The organism is Streptomyces sp. NPDC029122 (assembly GCF_055569445.1).
Genome location: NZ_JBVHWK010000003.1, coordinates 329,447 through 346,463, shown reverse-complemented (window position 1 = coordinate 346,463; position 17,017 = coordinate 329,447). Strand labels below are relative to the sequence as shown.

General features: G+C 74.0%; 20 protein-coding genes. 13 read left to right on the top strand and 7 right to left on the bottom strand.

Translation table 11 applies throughout. The features are described from left to right. Positions 1-295: 295 nt before the first annotated feature. Positions 296-634 (top strand): MerR family transcriptional regulator, encoded by a 339-nt coding sequence (locus tag ACZ4WZ_RS06200; RefSeq protein ID WP_388933132.1) that lies wholly within the window; start codon positions 296-298, stop codon positions 632-634. Between the two features lie 55 nt (positions 635-689). Here ACZ4WZ_RS06200 and ACZ4WZ_RS06195 read toward each other — a convergent pair whose 3' ends face one another. Both ACZ4WZ_RS06195 and ACZ4WZ_RS06190 read right to left on the bottom strand, forming a co-directional pair. After that, the gene (locus tag ACZ4WZ_RS06195; protein WP_467885717.1) at positions 690-1,115 is read right to left on the bottom strand and encodes a hypothetical protein; all 426 of its coding nucleotides are present in this window, start codon (positions 1,113-1,115) and stop codon (positions 690-692) included. A 123-nt stretch (positions 1,116-1,238) separates the two neighbouring features. Further along, the gene (locus tag ACZ4WZ_RS06190; RefSeq protein WP_467885715.1) at positions 1,239-2,075 is read right to left on the bottom strand and encodes an L-threonylcarbamoyladenylate synthase; all 837 of its coding nucleotides are present in this window, start codon (positions 2,073-2,075) and stop codon (positions 1,239-1,241) included. 200 nt (positions 2,076-2,275) lie between these two features. On the opposite strand from ACZ4WZ_RS06190, the gene ACZ4WZ_RS06185 reads away from it, so the two are divergent. The 3 genes from ACZ4WZ_RS06185 (at position 2,276) to ACZ4WZ_RS06175 (ending at position 3,331) form a co-directional block, all read left to right on the top strand. Continuing rightward, a complete protein-coding gene (locus ACZ4WZ_RS06185; RefSeq protein ID WP_467885713.1) occupies positions 2,276-2,608 on the top strand; it encodes a DUF3040 domain-containing protein in 333 nt (110 codons plus the stop codon). A 64-nt stretch (positions 2,609-2,672) separates the two neighbouring features. Then, on the top strand, positions 2,673-3,083 hold the full coding sequence (locus tag ACZ4WZ_RS06180; protein ID WP_467885710.1) for a VOC family protein: 411 nt from the start codon (positions 2,673-2,675) through the stop codon (positions 3,081-3,083). Further along, complete coding sequence (locus ACZ4WZ_RS06175) at positions 3,083-3,331, top strand: hypothetical protein (protein WP_467885707.1); 249 nt, start codon at positions 3,083-3,085, stop codon at positions 3,329-3,331. The genes ACZ4WZ_RS06180 and ACZ4WZ_RS06175 overlap by 1 nt, the downstream gene beginning before the upstream one ends. Positions 3,332-3,345: 14 nt before the next feature. Here the strand turns inward: ACZ4WZ_RS06175 and ACZ4WZ_RS06170 are convergent, their stop codons facing one another. Then, positions 3,346-3,939 (bottom strand): MBL fold metallo-hydrolase, encoded by a 594-nt coding sequence (locus tag ACZ4WZ_RS06170; protein WP_467885704.1) that lies wholly within the window; start codon positions 3,937-3,939, stop codon positions 3,346-3,348. A gap of 139 nt (positions 3,940-4,078) precedes the next feature. On the opposite strand from ACZ4WZ_RS06170, the gene ACZ4WZ_RS06165 reads away from it, so the two are divergent. Further along, complete coding sequence (locus ACZ4WZ_RS06165) at positions 4,079-5,044, top strand: GlxA family transcriptional regulator (protein WP_467885702.1); 966 nt, start codon at positions 4,079-4,081, stop codon at positions 5,042-5,044. Positions 5,045-5,087: 43 nt separating this feature from the next. After that, positions 5,088-5,987, top strand: a complete 900-nt coding sequence (locus tag ACZ4WZ_RS06160) for a sigma-70 family RNA polymerase sigma factor (protein WP_467885699.1) — start codon at positions 5,088-5,090, stop codon at positions 5,985-5,987. 23 nt (positions 5,988-6,010) lie between these two features. On the opposite strand, the gene ACZ4WZ_RS06155 is transcribed toward ACZ4WZ_RS06160, so the two are convergent. Further along, complete coding sequence (locus tag ACZ4WZ_RS06155) at positions 6,011-7,054, bottom strand: aldo/keto reductase (RefSeq protein ID WP_467885696.1); 1,044 nt, start codon at positions 7,052-7,054, stop codon at positions 6,011-6,013. A 107-nt stretch (positions 7,055-7,161) separates the two neighbouring features. Between ACZ4WZ_RS06155 and ACZ4WZ_RS06150 the strand changes: the two genes are divergently transcribed. Beyond that, positions 7,162-7,827 (top strand): TetR/AcrR family transcriptional regulator, encoded by a 666-nt coding sequence (locus ACZ4WZ_RS06150; RefSeq protein ID WP_467885694.1) that lies wholly within the window; start codon positions 7,162-7,164, stop codon positions 7,825-7,827. A 34-nt stretch (positions 7,828-7,861) separates the two neighbouring features. On the opposite strand, the gene ACZ4WZ_RS06145 is transcribed toward ACZ4WZ_RS06150, so the two are convergent. Then, entirely contained in the window at positions 7,862-8,254 is a 393-nt protein-coding gene (locus ACZ4WZ_RS06145) for a TOBE domain-containing protein (RefSeq protein WP_467885691.1), read from the bottom strand. Between the two features lie 25 nt (positions 8,255-8,279). After that, complete coding sequence (locus ACZ4WZ_RS06140; RefSeq protein ID WP_467885688.1) at positions 8,280-9,257, bottom strand: ArsR/SmtB family transcription factor; 978 nt, start codon at positions 9,255-9,257, stop codon at positions 8,280-8,282. Between the two features lie 85 nt (positions 9,258-9,342). On the opposite strand from ACZ4WZ_RS06140, the gene ACZ4WZ_RS06135 reads away from it, so the two are divergent. Continuing rightward, positions 9,343-10,533 (top strand): MFS transporter, encoded by a 1,191-nt coding sequence (locus ACZ4WZ_RS06135; protein ID WP_467885685.1) that lies wholly within the window; start codon positions 9,343-9,345, stop codon positions 10,531-10,533. Positions 10,534-10,849: 316 nt separating this feature from the next. Then, a complete protein-coding gene (locus ACZ4WZ_RS06130) occupies positions 10,850-11,671 on the top strand; it encodes a SigB/SigF/SigG family RNA polymerase sigma factor (RefSeq protein WP_467885682.1) in 822 nt (273 codons plus the stop codon). A gap of 158 nt (positions 11,672-11,829) precedes the next feature. Here ACZ4WZ_RS06130 and ACZ4WZ_RS06125 read toward each other — a convergent pair whose 3' ends face one another. After that, entirely contained in the window at positions 11,830-12,279 is a 450-nt protein-coding gene (locus ACZ4WZ_RS06125; RefSeq protein WP_467885679.1) for an ATP-binding protein, read from the bottom strand. Between the two features lie 480 nt (positions 12,280-12,759). On the opposite strand from ACZ4WZ_RS06125, the gene ACZ4WZ_RS06120 reads away from it, so the two are divergent. From ACZ4WZ_RS06120 to ACZ4WZ_RS06105, 4 genes are all read left to right on the top strand, one after another. Next, the gene (locus ACZ4WZ_RS06120; protein ID WP_467885676.1) at positions 12,760-14,121 is read left to right on the top strand and encodes an aminotransferase class III-fold pyridoxal phosphate-dependent enzyme; all 1,362 of its coding nucleotides are present in this window, start codon (positions 12,760-12,762) and stop codon (positions 14,119-14,121) included. 271 nt (positions 14,122-14,392) lie between these two features. Continuing rightward, on the top strand, positions 14,393-15,310 hold the full coding sequence (gene pucL, locus ACZ4WZ_RS06115) for a factor-independent urate hydroxylase (RefSeq protein ID WP_467885674.1): 918 nt from the start codon (positions 14,393-14,395) through the stop codon (positions 15,308-15,310). A gap of 307 nt (positions 15,311-15,617) precedes the next feature. Next, positions 15,618-15,863: a hypothetical protein gene (locus ACZ4WZ_RS06110; protein WP_467885671.1), complete on the top strand. Its 246-nt coding sequence runs from the start codon at positions 15,618-15,620 to the stop codon at positions 15,861-15,863. An 80-nt stretch (positions 15,864-15,943) separates the two neighbouring features. Then, complete coding sequence (locus tag ACZ4WZ_RS06105) at positions 15,944-17,005, top strand: PucR family transcriptional regulator (protein ID WP_467885668.1); 1,062 nt, start codon at positions 15,944-15,946, stop codon at positions 17,003-17,005. Positions 17,006-17,017: the final 12 nt, after the last annotated feature.

The window sequence follows — 17,017 nt, the reverse complement described above, 5'->3', positions numbered from 1 at the left end:
AGTTCGCTGTACGCAGCACCCCCGTGGTAGTTAGTGATCAGAGGAAGAACGGAGGAACCCGCGCCATCAGGATCGCCCGGGCGGAAGGTGAGCCCGGGTACCGCAGGACATCGATAGTGAGGTGGTCTCCGGTCAGGCAACAGCGATCCCCGCGCCTCCGACAGCACCCAGGTCGGATCCGCGGACACAGAACGCCGGCGCAGTATCAGGGCCGGCAGGTGGTGTAGTAGTTCCTTCGGGGCCCTGGTGCCGTACGGCACCAGGGCCCCTCGACGCGTTTCACAGAGAGGTGCAAATGACAGCAGACGACTCGTACGGACGTCTCGACGACGACGATTACCCCGCCTACACGATGGGCCGGGCCGCGGAAATGCTCGGCACCAGCCAGAGCTTCCTCCGCGCCATCGGAGAAGCCCGCCTGATCACCCCGCTGCGCTCGGAGGGCGGCCACCGCCGCTACTCCCGCTACCAGCTGCGCATCGCCGCCCGCGCCCGTGAGCTCGTCGACCAGGGCACGCCCATCGAGGCCGCGTGCCGCATCATCATCCTTGAGGACCAGCTCGAAGAAGCCCAGCGCATCAACGCCGAATACCGTCGCGCCGCCGAATCGTCCGGACCGCCGGCCTCCGCCTGACGTGAGCCCGCCCGTCCCGGGCAGCGGCCCGGACGCCGCCCCGCCGGAGGACAGCTCACCGGTGCTCGACTCCGCTGCCGCCGGGTGCCGGTGCGCCCCGGCGAGCGGGGGACGACAGCACCCGGCCCAGGTCCAGCACGCTCAGGCCGAACATCAGCACCCCCAGGGGCACGTGCAGCGACGGCACGCGCGCGATGCCCAGCACCACCTGCACCGAAGCCAGGACGAGGAAGCCGGAGGCGTACAGGACGGGCCGGGGCGAGCCGCCGCCCGGCCGCCACGCCAGGACCGCGGCCAGCACGTACAGCATCGAGGCCCCGTACATCACGCGCGCGCCGACGCCGTGCAGCGTCTCGCCGTAGGACGAGGACAGCAGCAGTCCGGCGGTGAGCGCCTGGAAGAACAGCGCCAAGGTCTGCAGGGCGATCGCGACCCCCTGGAACGTGAACCCGCCCGGTACTGCCGTCGTACGTGTGGCCATGACGCGGCCCCCCTCTTCTGCCTCGCGGCGGTGGATCGGTGATGTCTCGCCGGTCCGACGACGCAGCTCCGCGAAATGTGAGGTGCCCCGGACAACCCGGGTTCCGGGCCGCCCCCCCGCCCGTCAGTCCGCGTACGCGCGGGCCGGGAGGCGGTGTCCGGCGCGGGGGGCGGGGACGAGGGCGAAACCGTGGTTGGCCGCGATCGCCCGGGTGTGGTCGGCGGACAGCGAGCCGTGCCGTTCGAGGGTGAGCGCGGGCAGGCCCGAGCGGCCCCGCCCGGGCGCGTGGTGGAAGGAGAGCACCGTGGCCGGCGTCGGGGCGTGGTGCGGGTAGCGGCGGCGGGCCGCGGGCTCGTCGTCGTGCACGAGGATCCGGACGTCGGGCCGGTGGCCGAAGTCCGCGACCACGCCCTCGGCGCGCCAGTGGGCCGGTTCGTGCTCCGCGCCGGTCAGGTGCCGGGAGAGGTTCACCGAGGTGATGGACAGCAGGGCGCCGCCGGTGCGCTCCAGCGCCTCGGCGAGGAAGCCGTTGGAGGGGCAGCGGTAGCCCGGTCCGACGAGCCGCACGGTGGCCACTCCGTCCCGGACGGCCGTCAGGTGCCGCGGAACGTGGGCGGCGGCGGGGCCGCGGAAGCCGAACGGGCCGAGCAGGAACAGTTCCTCGACGAGCTGGCCGAGCTGCCGGCGCGGCAGGGCCGCCGGGACCCGGCTCCAGTCGAAGAGCGACAGGACCCGCTCGCGCACCGTGGTGACACTGGCGACCTGCCCCTCGGGGCGGCCCTTCAGTCGGCTGACCCGCTCGACGGCGGCCCGGTCGGCACCGGCGGTGACGGCGTAGAGGTTGCCGAAACCGTGCGCCACCGCGCACCCGTCCGCCAGCGCGCCCGCCGCGGCCCGTACGTCCTCGGCGTCGTCCAGGACCAGTCGCCGCCCGCTCGTCCTCGTCCGCTGTCCGTTCACTGCCGGCCTCCGCAACGTGATCCTTTACGAGCGGCAACGAGAAGGCCCCGGATACGTCACCGGCCATCCGGGTGGGACGCGGCGCCGGGGCGGCCCGTCCGGCCGGGGCTGAGGGGTGTAGGCGGCGGCCCGCCGGGTAGGCGGAGTGGGCGTCCGCGCCACGGGAGACGCGGATACGGAACACCCCCGGGAGGTCTGCCATGGACGGCCCCGAGCTCTCGGAACACGAGCGGATGATCCTCAACGGCATCGAGGGCGACCTGCGGTCCGACGCGCGCCTCGACCGCAGGCTCCGTACGCTGCGCCGCGGGATCGGACCGTGGAGCGGCACGTGGAGCCGGCAGGGCCTGTGGACGTCCCTGCTGGTCCTCCTCTGCGCGTCCCTCTTCGTACGGGCCGTGGCGACGGGCTCGCCGGCCCTGCTGTGGCTCTTCGCCGGCGTGTGGGTGCTCACCGCGGTCCGGCTGCTGCGGCTGGGCTGCTCGTGGGGGCGCCGCCGGATGTACGCGAGGGCCGCGGCCAGGAGGAACTGAACCGGACCGGACCGGTCAGGATTCGAGAAGCGCCGCCCCGGACCCCGCGCCTACCGTTGCGGGCATGGACATCACCATTCACACCACCGCCCTCCCGCACACCGACCCGGACGCCTCCGTGGCCTTCTACCGGGACGTCCTCGGCTTCGAGGTCCGCAGCGACGTCGGCCAGGGCACGATGCGCTGGATCACCGTCGGCCCCGCCGGCCAGCCCGGTACGTCGATCCTGCTGGCGCCGCCGGCCGTCGACCCGGGGATCACCGAGGACGAGCGGCGCACCATCCTGGAGATGATGGCCAAGGGCACCTACGGCTGGATCCTGCTGGCCACCCGCGACCTGGACGCCACCTTCGAGAAGGTGCAGGCCGCCGACGCCGAAGTGGTCCAGGAGCCCACCGACCAGCCGTACGGCGTGCGCGACTGCGCCTTCCGCGACCCCGCGGGCAACCTGGTCCGGATCCAGGAACTGCGCTGATGTGCCGCCCCGGATGGGCGCGCGCGCTCACCGAGGCACAGCACCTGGGGGAACTCGCGCGGCTGCGCCGGGTCCGTGACCGGATCGACCGGGAGCACGCGCGGCCGCTGGACGTCCTGGCCCTCGCGCGGGCCGTGGACATGCCGCCCGGGCAGCTCGGCCGCGCGTTCCGGCTCGCCTACGGCCGGTCGCCGTACGCCTACGTGACCGCGCGGCGCGCCGCCGCCAGCGCGGAGACGGCCGGCTGATCCGGCGGGCGCCTCTACAGGGGTGCGGTGTCGTCCGCCGGGAAGGCGGGGCCGTGGCCGGGGACGATCACGTCCGCGGCCGCGAGCACCCGCTCCCGGGAGGCCCGCAGGACGTCGTGGTCGGGGGCGACCGGGTCGTCGACCGGACCGTTGGGGCGCCACCACAGGTCGCCCACGAAGGCCACGACGCCCTCGTCCGTGCCCGCCAGCAGCGTGATGTCCTCGCGACTGTGGCCCGGGGTGCGGATCAGCCGGAGCGCGGGGGTCAGTTCGTAGCCCTCGGCGTCACGGTCGGTCCACTGGTCGTTCTCGTAGATCGCCTTGTGGTCGTGGACGCGGGCGTGGCCGAACAGGCCGACGTTCATCGTGTTGTCGGGGTGGTGGTGGCTCAGCACCACGTCGGTGATGTCGTCGGGGCCGAGCCCCATCTCCGCGAGCGGGCCGAGGATCCGGTCGCGGCCCGCCACCATGCCGGGGTCGACGATCACGTGGCGGTCCCCGTCGCACGCGTAGGAGACCGTGGCGGCCACCCCGGGGCCGGTGGAGAGGGTGTAGCCGGTGGTCAGGATGCGGAAGCGGGCGCCGCGGCCGAGCGGTGCGTTCGTCATGCCCCCAAGTCTTCGCGGGAACGCGGCACTTCACGAGTGGCCGCACTGCCACTGATCGCGGGAATCGTGCCACCTGGGCCGGGGCGTGCGCCCCGGGCGGGTGGGGGGCCGTCCGCGACGCGCGTGCCAGACTGCCCGCATGCCGCCCTTCGTGTCCGTCGCCGCGTACGCCCCGCCCGGGGTCGGGATGCTCGGGGCCGGGATCGTCTCCGAGGTGTTCGACGAGCGCGGCCAGGGCCTGCCCCGGTTCGACTTCGCCCTCTGTACGGACCGGCCCGGCGCGGTGCGCAGTGACGTCGGGCTGCCGCTGATGGTCGAACACGGCCTGGACCGGCTCGCCTCGGCCGACCTGGTGATCGCCCTGCCCTGGGCGGGCTTCCGTACGCCGCCGCCGTCCGCGGTGCTGGACGCGCTGGCGGCCGCGTACGCGCGGGGCGCGCTGGTGGCCGCGCACTGCGTCGGGGCCTTCGCGCTCGCCGCGGCCGGGCTGCTCGACGGCCGCCGGGCCACCACGCATTGGCGGTTCGCCGGCCTGCTGGCGGAGCGGCATCCGGAGGTCGGCGTCGAACCCGACTCCCTGTACGTGGACGAGGGCCGGATCGTCACGGGCGCGGGCGCCGCCGCCGGCTTCGACCTGTGCCTGCACCTGCTGCGGCGGGAGTACGGCGCCGCCACGGCCAACGCCATCGCCCGGGACCTGGTGCTGCCGTCCCACCGCGACGGCGGACAGGCCCAGTACCTGGCGACGCCGGTCCCGGAGGACTGCCGGGACGAGAAGCTCGCCGAGGTGCTGGCGTGGGCCCGCGCGCACCTCCACGAGTCGCTGCCGGTGGCCGAGCTGGCCCGCCGGGCCCTGATGAGCAGGCGTTCCTTCGCCCGCCGCTTCGCGGCCTCGACCGGCACCACCCCGCACGCCTGGCTGCTCGGGCTGCGGCTCAGCCGTGCCGAGGAGCTGCTGGAGACCACGGACCTGCCGGTGGAGGAGATAGCCCGGCTGGTCGGCTTCGGCAGCGCGGCGGTCCTGCGGGAGCAGTTCGTACGGCGCCGCGGGGTGCCGCCCCGCTCCTACCGCAGGGCCTTCAGCCGCACCCCGGCGAGGGGCTAACGTCCCCCGTAGCGGGTGGAGATCACTACGGGGGACCGGACAGGTGAACGCGAAGGACGATCTGGCACGGCGGTTCGACGAGCACCGGCCGCACCTGCGCGCGGTGGGCTACCGGATGCTGGGCTCGCTCAGCGATGCCGACGACGCCGTCCAGGAGGCCTGGTTCAGACTGAACCGCTCCGACGTCGGCGAGGTCGCCAATCTGGGCGGCTGGCTGACCACGGTGGTCGGGCGGGTGTGCCTGGACATGCTGCGGTCGCGCACCGCGCGGCGGGAGGAGCCGCTGGAGGCCGGTGACGGGCCGGTCCGGCTGCCCGATCCGGTCATCGGCGTGCCCGGCCGGGCCGACCCGGAGCAGCAGGTGCTGCTGGCCGACTCGGTCGGCATGGCCCTGATGGTCGTACTGGACACCCTGTCGCCGGCCGAGCGGCTCGCCTTCGTCCTGCACGACCTGTTCGCCGTGCCCTTCGAGGGGATCGCCCCGGTCCTCGGCCGGACGGCGGCCTCCACCCGCCAGCTCGCCAGCCGGGCGCGGCGCCGCGTCCAGGGGGCCGCGCCGGCCCCCGACTCCGACCCGGCCCGGCGCCAGGAGGTCGTCGACGCGTTCCTGGCGGCCGCCCGCGGCGGGGAGTTCGACGCCCTCGTCGCCGTCCTGGACCCCGATGTCGTGGCCCGTTCCGACGGCGGCGCGCTGCTGCCCGGCCTGCTGCGGCGCGGTGCGGCGGAGGTGGCCTCGCAGGCGATCGCGTTCGCCCGGTTCGCCCGCGCCGGGCGCCCGGTGCTGGTCAACGGCACCCCCGGGGTGCTCTCCCTGGCGGAGGACGGCCGCCCGGTGTCGGTGATGGCCTTCACGATCCGGGGCGGGCTGATCACCGCCCTGGACATCCTCACCGACCCCGAGCGCCTCGCCCGCCTCGAGTGGGGCGGCGCGCTCGGGGAGTGAGGGCCGGCCGTCGGCCGGTACGGTCACCCGCGCGTCAGCAGCGAGGGGTTGAGGCGGGCGAAGCCCTCCTGGCGCTCGTACGGGAAGTACGGGTACGGCGCCGGCCGGTGGCTGGCGGCGTCGAGCCGGGCCACCTGCTCGGGGGTCAGCTCCCAGCCGACGGCACCGATGTTCTGCCGCAGCTGCTCCTCGTTGCGGGCGCCGACGAGCACGGTGGAGACGGTCGGGCGGCGCAGCAGCCAGTTGATGGCGACCTGGGGGACGGTCCGGCCGGTCTCCTCCGCGATCCCGTCGAGGGCGTCGACCACGTCGTAGAGGTGTGCGTCCTCCACCGGCGGGCCGTAGTCGGCGGTCTCGTGCAGCCGGCTGCCGGCCGGCAGCGGGCGGCCGCGGCGCAGCTTGCCGGTGAGGCGGCCCCAGCCGAGGGGGCTCCACACCATCGCGCCGACGCCCTGGTCGTGGGCGAGCGGCATCAGCTCCCACTCGTAGTCCCGGCCGACGAGGGAGTAGTACACCTGGTGGGCCGCGTAGCGGGGGAAGCCGTGCTTCTCGGCCGCGGACAGGGACTTCATCAGCTGCCAGCCCGCGAAGTTGGAGACGCCGACGTAGCGGACCTTGCCGGACCGGACGAGCTGGTCGAGGGTGGACAGCACCTCCTCGACGGGGGTGGCGGCGTCGAAGCCGTGCAGCTGGAAGAGGTCGATCCGGTCGGTGCCGAGCCGGCGCAGGGCGTCCTCGACCGCCCCGATGAGGCGGGAGCGGGAGGTTCCGTACTCGCCCGGGCCGTCTCCGGTGGGCAGGCCCGCCTTGGTGGAGATCAGCACCTGGTCCCGGCGGCCCTTGACGGCCTGTCCGAGGACCTCCTCCGAGGCGCCCGCCGAATAGACGTCGGCCGTGTCGAACAGGGTGATGCCCGCCTCCAGGCAGATGTCCACCAGCCGGCGCGCCTCCTGGGCGTCGGTGCTGCCCCAGGCGCCGAAGACGGGGCCCCGGCCGCCGAAGGTGCCGGCTCCGAAGCTGAGGGCGGGGACCTTGAGACCGGACGCACCGAGCTGCCTGTATTCCATGACGGAGTCCTCCCGTGAGCGGGCACGAGCGGTAATGGCACCGCAGACCCTTTAAGGTGGTTCCCAACCTAACAGCTGGCCGCCACTAATGGAACCGAGGACCCGTTATGACACTGCCGAGTGCTGCCTCAGAGGACGCCGGGGACGCGGCGGACGCCGGGGACGCGTCCGCCGGGCCGGGGACCGTGCGCCCCGGGGGCCGGACCGCCCGGGTACGGGCCGCCGTACTGGAGGCGGCCGGGGACATGCTGGCCGAGCACGGCTTCCACGGACTGGACCTCGCCGAGGTCGCCCGGCGGGCCGAGGTCGGCAAGACCACCGTGTACCGGCGCTGGGGCACCGTGGCCGGGCTGGTCGCCGACCTGCTGACGGACATGGCCGAACAGTCGCTGCCGCGCACCGAGACCGGCTCGCTGGAGGAGGACCTGCTGGCCAACGCCGCACTCGTCCGGCGCACCCTGTCCGACCCGCGCCAGGGCCCCCTGTTCAAGGCCGTCATCGCCGCCGCCACGGGCGACGCCCGCACCGCCGAGGCCCTGCACCGCTTCTACGCGGTCCGGGTCGCGGAATGGGCGCCCTGCGTCCAGGAGGCCGTCGCGCGGGGCGAACTGCCGCAGGGCACCGACGCCGCCGAGGTGGTCCGCGCCGTCTCCGCCCCGCTGTACTACCGGCTGCTGACCAGCGACGCCCCGCTGGACGAGGACGCGGCCCGGCGGGCGGCCGCGGCGGCGGTGGCGGCGGCCCGCGCGGGGGCCTTCGTACGGACCCCCTGACCGTCCCTGAGCCGCGCCGCGGTCCGGCCCGGGGTCAGGCGCGGTCGATGAAGACGCTGGTGGACTTCACCCGGGCCGTGGCGCGCATGCCGACCTCCAGGCCCAGCTCCTCCACCGCCTCCCGGGTCAGCAGCGACACCACCCGGTGCGGGCCCGCCTGGATCTCCACCTGCGCCGCGACCGAGCCCAGCCTGATGCCCGTCACGATGCCGGGGAAGGCGTTGCGGGCCGAGGTGTACGGGCCCTCCCCGTCCTCCCCGGCCTCCTGCGCCACCTCGACGCAGAACGCCGCGAGGTCCTGCCCGTCGACGATCCTGCGGTTCCCCTCGCGCCGGGTCGGGAAGCGCTCGGCGTCCGCCCAGCGGCGGGCGGTGTCACTGCTGACGCCGAGCAGCCGGGCCGCCTGGCCGATCGTGTACGACTCCATGCACCGCAGCGTAGGCGGTGCCCGGTCAGGCCGTGAGGAGGGCGTCCGCGATCGCCGTGCGCGCGTACAGCACCGAACGGCCCGCGCGGTGGGCGGTGACCAGACCCGCGTTGCGCAGGGCCGTCAGGTGCTGCGACACCCCGGCCGCGGACAGCCCGCACTGCCGCGCGAGCTGCGTGGTCGACGCCGGGGTGTCCAGCTCCGCCAGCAGCAGCGCGCGGGACCGCCCCAGCACCCCGGCCACCGCGTCCGCGGAGGAGCACGCCCGCGGCTCCCACAGCGTGCCGACGCCGCGCGCCGGATAGGCCAGCTGGGGCGGGTCCGGGGCCACCGCCCGGGTCAGGACGCGCGGCCAGGCGAAGGCCGACGGCACCAGCAGCAGGCCGGCACCGGACTGGTCGCGGCTCAGCCCGCAGTGCGCCCGGACCAGGCGCAGGGTGTCCGCGTCCCACCGCACGGACTCGTGCAGCTCGTTCAGTACGGAGGCGGTCCCGTGCTCGGCGACCTGGCGGGCGCGGTGGAACACGTCCGCCTCCAGCACCTGGCGGATCCGCGCCCAGTAGGGCGCCAGCGCCAGCTCCCAGTACACCTCGATCTCCGCCGCGACCTTCTCCAGCGCCGCCTCCGGCTCCTCCAGCAGCTGCCTCAGCCGGGGCGAGGAATCCGCCCCGGCGCCCAGCCCGGCGAGGTCGGTGCGCACCTGCTCCGGCCGGGTCGCGCGGACGGCCCGCAGCTCCGCGGACAGTTCCGGGAAGGGCCCGGGCGGGGTCGGGTTCAGGAAGTCCGCCAGGTAGCCGCGCGCCGGGACCAGCTCGGCCAGCCAGCCCCGCCCCAGGCCCGCCCGCGCGATCCGGGGCCGCACCTGCGCGGCCCAGCTCCGGTGCAGGTGCGGCGGGGCGGGGTCCAGCAGCCGCCGGAAGCTGGTGACGACCTCCCACATCGGGGAGACCGCGAACCGGGTCTGTGCCAGGTCCCCCGCCGAAAAACTCAAGCCCGTCCGCACGGCCCCGCCCCCTCGTCCCGCCCCTTGGATTCGGCCTGAGCTTAATCAGTTCGGGAGGGCGGGGGCGGGCGTGCAGGCTCCTCGCATGCTCTCCACCTTCCGCGGACTCCCGCCCACCGTCTGGACCCTGTTCGCCGGCACGGTCGTCAACCGGCTCGGCCACCTGGTCACCCCGTTCCTGGTGTTCCTGCTGGCCGACCGGGGGATCACCGGCACCGAGACCTCGTACGTCCTCGGCGCGCTCGGCGCGGGCAACCTGCTCGGACCCGCGCTCGGCGGCATGCTCGCCGACCGGATCGGGCGCCGGCCGACGATGCTCATCGGGCTGCTGGGCGCCGCGGCGGCACAGGGCGCGCTCTTCCTCGCGCCGGGCGTGCTGACGATGGGCGCGGCCGCCCTGCTGCTCAGCGCGGCCTCGGCGACGGTCGGCCCGGCCACGTACGCGCTGATGGCCGACACCGTCGACGGGGAGCGCAGGCAGCGGGCGTACGCCCTGTTCGGGTGGGGCGTCAACATCGGGACCGCCGTCGCCGGGGTGCTCGGCGGCTTCCTCGCCGCCCACGGCTACTGGCTGCTCTTCGCCGTCGACGCCGGGACCCTGCTGGTGTACGCGGTCGTCGTCGCGGCCCGGCTGCGCGAGCCGCGCCGGGAGGCCCCGGCGGACGGGACCGTACGGACCCTGGGCTACGGGGTCGTGCTGCGCGACCGGCTGATGCTGGCGCTGCTGCCGGTCTTCGGCGTCCAGCTGTTCGTGTACTCGCTGACCGAGGTGGCCCTGCCGCTGTCCATGCGCGACAGCGGGCTGTCCCCCGCCGCCTACGGGGCGATGGCCGCCGTCAACGCGGTCCTGGTGGTAGGTCTGCAACCGCTGGTGACCGCCCGTCTCGCGAAGCTGCCGCAGCTGCCGGTGCACGCGGCCGGCAGCGTGCTGATCGCCGCCGGAGTGGCCGCGACGGGGCTCGCCGACACCCTCGCGGGCTACACGGCCTCGGTGGTCGTCTGGTCGCTCGGCGAGGTGGTCGTCGCCGGGATCTCCGCCTCGGTGATCGCCGGCCTCGCCCCGGCCGACGCGCGCGGCCGCTACCAGGGCGCCTTCAGCTGGACCTGGGGCGTCGCCCGCTTCGCCGCGCTGACGCTGGGCGTGACGCTGTACGCGGGCGCCGGCCCGGCGGCCCTGTGGTGGACGGCCCTGGTGGGCGGGCTGCTCTGCTCGGTGGCGGTCGTGCTGCTGCGCCACCGGGTCGCGGCCCGGGTGGAGCACGAGCTGGCGGCGTAGGGCGGCCGGGACGGCGGGGACGGGTACCCGGCCGGTACGGAGTCGCGTGCGGGGAGCCCACGGGGGAGCTCCTCGCACGCGGCCCCGTACCGGCCGGTCGCTCATTTCCCGGCGCGGTGTCGGAGGCCGTCGCGGGGCTGGTGCCGCCCCAGTGACCAGGGGTTTCGACCGGGGCGTGGTTTCACGTGAAACACAGGGAAGGAAAATGGGCGGGTATCGCTCGTTATGACCGGGTATATCCACCTGGATGGTGAGGGCCCACAGCGCATGACTCGGCCCCGCGACCCGGGACCGCCCGTCGGAGGAGCGCAGAACAATGGACCGTACCGAGCGCGACCACACCGAAAGCACCGACCGCATGGACGCGGCCACCCTCGAGGCCAGGGCGCTGTCCACCGCCCTGTTCCACCGCCTCGCGGAGCTGAACGAGGGAACGGCCGACTACTCGTACGTCCGCAACACCCTGGTCGAGCTGAACCTCAGCCTGGTGAAGTACGCCGCGAGGCGCTTCCGCGGCCGCAGCGAGCCGATGGAGGACATCGTCCAGGTCGGCACGATCGGCCTGATCAAGGCCATCAACCGGTTCGACCCCGGGCGGGGCGTGGAGTTCACCACCTTCGCGATGCCCACGATCAGCGGGGAGATCAAGAGGTTCTTCCGTGACACCAGCTGGGCGGTGAAGGTCCCCCGCCGCCTCCAGGAGCTGCGGATCGACAGCGCGAAGGCCCATGACGCGCTGGAGCAGGACCTCGGGCGCGAACCGACCGACGCCGAGATGGCCGAGCAGCTGCACGTCACACCGGAGGAGTTCAGCGAGGGCCGCAAGGCGGCCAGCGCGTACTCGGCGCGCTCCCTGGACGCGCCCGTGCAGGAGGACTCGGAGCGCGACCCGGCCGCGGAGCGGTCCTCGATCGGCGAGGAGGAGCCCGCGTACGACCGGATCGAGTGCCTGGAGTCCCTCAAGCCCATGCTGGCCGAGCTGCCCGCCCGGGAGCGGGAGCTGCTGTCGCTGCGGTTCGGGCAGGAGCTGACCCAGTCCGAGATCGGGGCCCGGCTGGGCCTGTCCCAGATGCACGTGTCCCGGCTGCTGAACCGCACCCTGACCCGCCTGCGCGGCGGCCTCCTCACCGACGCGTAACCGCTGGCGGAACCGGGCACCGGGGGCCGGCCGCCGTTCGGGCGGGAGGGCCGTCCTCAGGCCGGGGGCCGGCCGCCGCTCGGGCGGGAGGGCCGTCCTCAGGCCGGGGGCCGGCCGCCGTTCGGGCGGGAAGGGCTTCAGGCGCCGGGGGCAGGGCTTCAGGCCCCCGCCGGGCCTCCGTCGGCCGTGGGGGCGGCGACCGCGGCCCCGGGGGCCGTCATCTCCAGCCAGACCGTCTTGCCCGGGCGGCCGTCCGCGGCGGGCGCGGAGCCCCAGCTCTTGGCGAGGCGCTCCAGCAGGACCAGCCCGTGCCCGCCCGGACGGGAGCGGTCGCGCGTCGCCCGGCGCACGGGCGGTTCGGGGTTGTCGTCGCTGACCTCGGCCCGCAGCAGGCCGGGACTGTGCCGCAGCACCAGTTCACGCGGGCCGCCCGCGTGCAGACAGGCATTGGTGACCACCTCGGAGACCAGCAGGAGGACGTCCTCCGCGGCCTCCGAGCCCTCGGGCCACGACCAGTCGGTGAGGGCCCGTCGCGTGAAGTCCCGGCAGCGGGCTACGACCCCTGTCGTGGCGCCGCCCAGGACCAGCCGCCGCGTCTGCTCCGCCACAGGCTCTCCCGTCTCCGACACCGCTCCCCCGGCGCCGCACCTACCCCCGGCCGGGACGGACAAATCCCGCACGGGCACCACGCTACTGCCGAGAGGGCACCGGAAGCACGACCCGCGGCGGTGAGAGGGCATGGCGGGCCCTCGGCCGCCGCCCGGCACCCGTCCTTCCGTCCCCGCACGCGGCGGGTCCGGAGGGGCGGGTCTCGAAGGGGCCTCGAGGTCCCTTCGAGGGCGCCGGGACGGCGCGTCCAGGGCGTCCGGGCGGCGGCTCTGAGGCGCCCCCGGCGGCGTGCGGAACCGCGGACGGCTCCCACCATGGGTTTCCCGCCGTTCTCCCCCGTGGAGCGGCCGGTCCGGGGGACGCTATGCGGGCCGCCCGGGCCCGTCGAGAACGCGGCCCGGCATCCGTCAAGTCGCCCGCGCGGGGCGTCGGGCCCGAGGCACCCCGTTGTCCACATCATGGACAACTACCCTCGATATATGAACGCAGAAGCCGATGCCACCGCCGCCGTGAAAGACGCAGTCAAAGAAGCCGACCGGAAGCACGTTTTCCATTCCTGGTCGGCACAGGAGCTCATCGACCCGCTCGCCGTGGCCGGCGCCGAGGGCTCGTACTTCTGGGACTACGACGGCAACCGCTACCTCGACTTCTCCAGCTCGCTCGTCTACACCAACATCGGCTACCAGCACCCGAAGGTGGCCGCCGCCATCGCCGAGCAGGCCAACCGGCTCTGCACCCTCGCGCCGGGCTTCGCCGTGGACGTCCGCTCCGAGGCCGCACGGCTCATCGCCGAGCGCACCCCCGGCGACCTCGACAAGATCTTCTTCACCAACGCCGGCGCCGAGGCCGTGGAGAACGCCGTACGCATGGCCCGGCTGCACACCGGCCGGCCCAAGGTGATGTCCGCGTACCGCTCGTACCACGGTGCGACCAGCACCGCGATCAACCTCACCGGTGACGCCCGCCGCTTCGGCAACGACGCCGCGACCGCGGGCGTCGTCCACTTCTGGGGACCGTTCCTCTACCGCTCGCCCTTCCACGCCACCACCGAGGCCGAGGAGTGTGCGCGCGCCCTGCGCCACCTGGAGGACACGATCGTCTTCGAGGGGCCGCAGTCCATCGCCGCGATCATCCTGGAGACCGTCGGCGGCGCCCCCGGCGTGCTCGTGCCCCCGGCCGGCTACCTGGCGGGCGTGCGCGAGCTCTGCGACCGCTTCGGCATCGTCTTCATCCTGGACGAGGTCATGGTCGGATTCGGCCGCACCGGCGCCTGGTTCGCCGCCGACCACTGGGACGTCACCCCGGACCTCCTCTGCTTCGCCAAGGGGATCACCAGCGGCTACGTGCCGCTCGGCGGCGTCGCGATCTCCGCCGCCATCGCCGAGACCTTCGCGCGCCGGCCGTACCCGGGCGGGCTGACGTACTCGGGGCACGTGCTGGCCTGCGCCGCCGCCGTGGCGACGGTCAACACCATGGCCGAGGAGGGCATCGTCGAGCAGTCCGCCCGCACGGGCGCCGAGCTGCTGGGGCCCGGACTGCGCGAGATCGCCGGCCGGCACCCGTCCGTCGGCGAGGTCCGCGGCATGGGCACCTTCTGGGCGCTGGAACTCGTACGCGACGAGGAGACGCGCGAGCCGCTCGTCCCGTACAACGCCTCCGGTGCCGACAACGCGCCGATGGCCGCCTTCGGCGCGGCCCTGAAGAAGGCCGGCCTGTGGCCCCTCCTCGCCGGGAACCGCATCCATGTCGCACCGCCCTGCAACATCGCGGAGCAGGACGTGGCCAAGGGGCTGGCGATCCTCGACGAGGCCCTGTCCGTCGCGGATGCGCACATGGCCTGACCTGCGAGCTTGTGCGGTCACCCAATCCGTGGGTGCCGGTGTTGGGATGTTCCGTGCGGTGGTCAACCCGCCGCACACATGGTGCAATCCCGTCAGTACTTCAGTACGACTCAGCACCTACGGACCGGGATGCACGTCAGTCCCGGGGCGGTCCCGCGGGGCCGAACGGCGGGGAGCGGGACGTCCTTCGAGGAGGGCGGGCGCTGGACGCCGGGCGTACGGGATCCAGACCAACGGACTCCGTGTTCCCGAGTACCCGAAGGAAGACAGCATGAGCAAGCACGTCCTGGGCCAGAACCAGTACGGCAAGGCCGAGAACCGCATCGTCGTGGTCACCCGCAAGGGCAACGACGGATCCTGGCACGAGATCCGCGACCTGAACGTCTCGGTGGCCCTGCGGGGCGAGTTCCGCGACGTCCACCTGACCGGTGACAACGCCAACTGCCTGCCCACCGACACCACCAAGAACACGGTGTACGCCTTCGGCAAGGAGCACGGCATCGCCTCCCCCGAGGCCTTCGGCATCCTCCTCGCGAAGCACTTCGTCTCCTCCCAGGCCCCGATCCGCGAGGCGCAGATCCGCATCGAGGAGTTCGCCTGGGAGCGGATCCCCGTCCCGACCCGCAAGGAGCAGCACTCCTTCGTCCGCAAGGGCCAGGAGGTGCGCACCGCGCAGGTCACCTACAGCGAGACCACCGGTCTCCAGGTGATCTCGGGTCTGAAGGACCTGACGGTGATGAACTCGACCAACTCCGAGTTCCACGGCTACATCAAGGACAAGTACACGACGCTCAAGGAGGCGTACGACCGCATCCTCGCGACCAAGGTCACCGCCCGCTGGGCGCACTCGGCGCTGGCCGGCGACGACGCGGGGTACGACTGGGACCAGTCGTACAAGAAGGTCCGCAAGCACATGCTCGAGGCCTTCGCGGAGACGTACTCCTACTCGCTCCAGCAGACCCTGAACCAGATGGCCGAGCGGGTGCTGGACAACTGCCCCAAGGTCAACGAGGTGCGCCTCAACCTGCCCAACAAGCACCACTTCCTGGTCGACCTGGAGCCCTTCGGCCTCAAGAACGACAACGAGGTCTATTTCGCGGCGGACCGCATGTACGGCCTCATCGAGGGCACCGTTCACCGTGACGGCGTGCAGCCGGTGATCGCGACGTCCGACTGGATCGTCGCCTGATCCGTCTCCGGCCGCAGTGCCGTCCAGCCGGCCCGGACCGCGTCGCGGGGTCCGGGCCGTCCTGCTTCCCGCCGGGGCTCATCCCCGGTCTTCCGCCGCGGGCCCTCCGACCAGGAGGTTCCAGCGGCCCGCCCGCCCGCTGAGGACCGTCCGGCCGACGCCGTGGACGACTTTCGGCCTGGTCCCCCGCCTTTCTAGCCGAACGCGCACTTGCCCCGGCGGCCGCACCCAAGGAGGCTGTACAGCCGATGAGTTGAGCGAGACACGCCTGTTGCGCGTGTGACGGGTGTGGAGGTGGGAGCCGGCGATGCAGTCCGCGATCCGGGAATGGCGGGGCTGGACCGGCGCCGCGCCGTTCTGGCTGAACTCGGTACTGCTGATCCTGGCACCCTTCACCGCCGCCACCCTCCTCGCCCAGATCGGCGTGATCGGCGCGCTGGCCGCCCTCGGCGGACTGGCCCGCCAGCTCTGGTTCGGGGACTACGGCCACTCCGCGATGCACCTCGCCGCCGCCCTGATGGGGGCGGCGGCGGTGGCGCTGGTGGTGGTCTGAGCGCCCCCGCCTCCTCCCCCCGCCAGTAGTTGATCTTGGTCCGGGTGAGAATGGGGGTTCGGACGAGCCGGGGAGCTGGTGTGGGGTCAGGGCGGGACATACCCGAGGAGTACCTGGACGGGTACGTACGCCTGCTCGCGGGCGTCTCGGCCACCGACCGGAGCCCCGGCCCCGCGGAACTCGACGCCCGCCGGGCACTCGGCGAGCAGGCCGCCGGGGCGGGTTACGGCCTGCGGAACCTCATCGGCGCGCACCTCGCCGCGACCCGCACCGCCCTCGCCGGACACCCCGCCCCCGACCACCTGCTGGCCGCGGTCGAACAGGCCGTGGACGCCTTCGCCGAAGGGTACGAACGGGCCCACGGGCCAGCCGCGCACCGGGAAACGGCGGCCCGCCGGGAGTTCGTCGACGACCTGCTGCTCGCCGGCGGCGACCCCGTCCGCCTCGGTGAACGCGCCGCCCGCTTCGGACTGCGCCCGGCGCCGACGCACGCGGTGGCCGTCGCACGCGGCCCCGGGCCGTACGAGGACGGGGGCCCGGAACAGCACCGGCTGGAGTCGGCCCTCGCCCGGCGCTCCGGGGACCGCGCCTTCCTGCTCGCCACCAAGGACGGCCGGCTGGTCTGCGTGGCGCCGGGCGACCAGGACGGGGTACTGGCCCACTTCGCACAGCTGCTGCACGCCGAGTCCGGAGACCGGGGACTCGTCGCGGTCGGGCGCCCGCATCCGGGCGCGGACGGGGTCGCGGTCTCGTACGCGGAGGCCCTGGACGCGCTGGGGCTCGCGGACCGGCTCGGCCTCGGGGGCCCGCTGCTGCGCGCCGCCGACCTGCTGGTCTTCCCGGTACTGACCCGCGACCGGGCGGCGATGGCCGAACTGGTGCTGACCGCGCTCGGGCCGCTGCGGGCCGGGCGGGGCGGGGCGGCGCCCCTGCTGGACACCCTGACCGCGTACTTCGACTCCGGGTGCGTGGCGGCGGAGGCGGCCAGGCGGCTCAACCTGAGCGTGCGGGCGCTGACCTACCGGCTGGAGCGGATCCACCGGCTGACGGGCACCGACCCGGGGGACCCCGTGCAGCGGTACACCCTCCAGACGGCCGTCATCGGGGCCCGGTTGCTGGACTGGCCCGCCCGCCCGCTGTAACCGCCTTCACCC

Coding starts and splice junctions, on each gene's coding strand:
- ACZ4WZ_RS06170 (WP_467885704.1), bottom strand. CDS start 3,939: ATGACGAACGCACCGCTCGGCCGCGGCGCCCGCTTCCGCATCCTGACC.
- ACZ4WZ_RS06130 (WP_467885682.1), top strand. CDS start 10,850: ATGGACCGTACCGAGCGCGACCACACCGAAAGCACCGACCGCATGGAC.
- ACZ4WZ_RS06175 (WP_467885707.1), top strand. CDS start 3,083: ATGTGCCGCCCCGGATGGGCGCGCGCGCTCACCGAGGCACAGCACCTG.
- ACZ4WZ_RS06120 (WP_467885676.1), top strand. CDS start 12,760: ATGAACGCAGAAGCCGATGCCACCGCCGCCGTGAAAGACGCAGTCAAA.
- ACZ4WZ_RS06165 (WP_467885702.1), top strand. CDS start 4,079: ATGCCGCCCTTCGTGTCCGTCGCCGCGTACGCCCCGCCCGGGGTCGGG.
- ACZ4WZ_RS06200 (WP_388933132.1), top strand. CDS start 296: ATGACAGCAGACGACTCGTACGGACGTCTCGACGACGACGATTACCCC.
- ACZ4WZ_RS06150 (WP_467885694.1), top strand. CDS start 7,162: ATGACACTGCCGAGTGCTGCCTCAGAGGACGCCGGGGACGCGGCGGAC.
- ACZ4WZ_RS06195 (WP_467885717.1), bottom strand. CDS start 1,115: ATGGCCACACGTACGACGGCAGTACCGGGCGGGTTCACGTTCCAGGGG.
- ACZ4WZ_RS06185 (WP_467885713.1), top strand. CDS start 2,276: ATGGACGGCCCCGAGCTCTCGGAACACGAGCGGATGATCCTCAACGGC.
- pucL (WP_467885674.1), top strand. CDS start 14,393: ATGAGCAAGCACGTCCTGGGCCAGAACCAGTACGGCAAGGCCGAGAAC.
- ACZ4WZ_RS06110 (WP_467885671.1), top strand. CDS start 15,618: ATGCAGTCCGCGATCCGGGAATGGCGGGGCTGGACCGGCGCCGCGCCG.
- ACZ4WZ_RS06180 (WP_467885710.1), top strand. CDS start 2,673: ATGGACATCACCATTCACACCACCGCCCTCCCGCACACCGACCCGGAC.
- ACZ4WZ_RS06145 (WP_467885691.1), bottom strand. CDS start 8,254: ATGGAGTCGTACACGATCGGCCAGGCGGCCCGGCTGCTCGGCGTCAGC.
- ACZ4WZ_RS06135 (WP_467885685.1), top strand. CDS start 9,343: ATGCTCTCCACCTTCCGCGGACTCCCGCCCACCGTCTGGACCCTGTTC.
- ACZ4WZ_RS06155 (WP_467885696.1), bottom strand. CDS start 7,054: ATGGAATACAGGCAGCTCGGTGCGTCCGGTCTCAAGGTCCCCGCCCTC.